1 protein-coding gene is annotated in these 1,933 nt (G+C 76.3%); it reads right to left on the reverse strand.

Going from position 1 to position 1,933, the window contains the following annotated elements; all coding sequences use genetic code 11:
- Window positions 1-191: 191 nt before the first annotated feature.
- Window positions 192-1,613, reverse strand: coding sequence for an AMP-binding protein (locus ACWGKU_RS40915; protein ID WP_401055002.1), 1,422 nt, complete (start codon window positions 1,611-1,613; stop codon window positions 192-194).
- Window positions 1,614-1,933: the final 320 nt, after the last annotated feature.

Below are 1,933 nucleotides of genomic sequence, written 5' to 3' on the forward strand. Positions count from 1 at the left end.
GCTTCCGGTCCTGCGACCGGAAGCCGCGGCGTGTCGTCCGGGGATTCGGTCCTGCCTGCGTGTCACGTTAGGCACGCGTCCGCTCACTGCGCGCAGTGGAGTGCGCCAATGGAAGGGTCACCGGTGGTGAGCACCGACGGCGCATCAGGGTGAACGGCCGTCATCCGAGGGGGCGTCCGGCATCCCCCTCCTCAGCGGCCGCCGGCCTCCGCCAGCAGCTGCTTCTTCAGCACCTTTCCCAGCGCGTTCCTGGGCAGTTCGGGCACCAGGACGACCCGGCGCGGCCGCTTGTGCACCGAGAGCCGCTCCGCCACGAAGGCCGTCAGCTGGTCCCCCGTCACAGCGCCGTCCGGAATGACGTACGCGACGATCGCCTGTCCGAGGTCCTCGTCCGGCACGCCGACCACCGCCGCGTCGGCGACCGCCGGGTGGTCGCGCAGCGCGGCCTCCACCTCGCCGGCGCCGATCCGGTAGCCACCGCTCTTGATCAGGTCCACCGAGGCGCGGCCGACGATCCGGTGGAAGCCGTCCGCCCCGATCACCGCGACGTCACCGGTGCGGAACCAGCCGTCCGCCGTCCACGCCTCGGCGTCCGCGTCCGGCCGGTTGAGGTAACCGCTGAACAGCGTCGGGCCGCTGACCTGGAGTTCGCCGACGCTCTCCCCGTCCCGGGGCACCGGCGCGCCGTCCTCGCCGACCAGCCGGGTGCGGACCCCGTCCACCGGCAGCCCGACGCTGCCGGGGCGCCGCTCGCCGTCCGCCCGGGTGCTGACGGTGATCAGCGACTCGGTCATCCCGTACCGCTCGATCGGGGCGTGCCCGGTGAGCGCCGCCAGCTTCTCGAACACCGGGACGGGCAGCGGCGCGCTGCCGGAGACCAGCAGCCGGGCCGCGGCGAGCCGGGCCGCCGCGTCCGGATCCGCCGCCACCCGGGACCAGACGGTGGGCACGCCGAAGTACAGGCTGCCGCCGGCCGCCGCGTACCCCGCCGGGGTGGGCCGCCCAGTGTGCACCAGGCCGCTGCCGGTGCGCAGGGCGCCGAGCACGCCGAGCAGCAGCCCGTGCACGTGGAACAGCGGCAGGCCGTGCACGAGGGTGTCCTCGGCGGTCCACTGCCAGGCGGCGGCGAGGGCGTCCAGGTCGGCGGCGATCGCCTCGCGCCGGATCACCACGCCCTTGGGCGCGCCGGTGGTGCCCGAGGTGTAGAGCACGAAGCCGGTCGACGCGGCGTCCGGCTCGGCGTGGGTGGTGGCGGAGCGCTGCTCGGGGTCGACCGGCAGCCCCGCCACCGAGGTGTCCTGCGGCAGCGTCTCCCCGACGGCGTGCGCGAGCAGCGCCGCGCCGGAGTCCCGCAGGATGTGCTCGCGCTCCTTGGGTCCCGAGTCGGGCGGCAGCGGCACCACCGGGACGCCCGCCAGCAGGCCGCCGACCACGGCGGTGACGGTCTCGACGGTGGGCCGGGCGAGCACCGCGAGCGCCGGGGCGCCGGCCACCCGGTCGGCGACGGCGGTCGCCGCGCCCAGCAGATCCTCCCGGGAGAGGGCCCGGCCGTCGATCCGCAGCGCCTCCGCCCCGTCGCCGAAACCGCCCCGAAGTGCCGTCAGCAGTGCCATGCCACCGTCCTCGCCTCGTCCCACGCCACCGCGCCGCGCCCGTGCGCCACGCGCTCGACCCGCGTGTCCGCCTCCGCGTCACGCGTCGGCGCCGACTCTACGGGCCGCCGCCCCGCGCGCCGCGCTCCGGGGACGACGGGCGGGGCCGGCGCTCAGGCGCCGAGGGGGCTGGGCCGAGGAGGGCGGCGTGCCGGGGGGGTGCTGCCGGAGAACGACGGAGAACGACGGAGGGCGTGGCACCGCGTAACACTAGGTGCCACCCCCACCCCTGTCGTACGGGGATAAGGCCATTCGGGCCGTAACCGAGGCGGGGTGCAGCG

The organism is Kitasatospora sp. NPDC054768 (assembly GCF_053612025.1).

What these genes read in the sequence shown, in the direction of transcription:
- ACWGKU_RS40915 (WP_401055002.1), bottom strand. Translation starts at nt 1,613, where the DNA reads ATGGCACTGCTGACGGCACTTCGGGGCGGTTTCGGCGACGGGGCGGAG.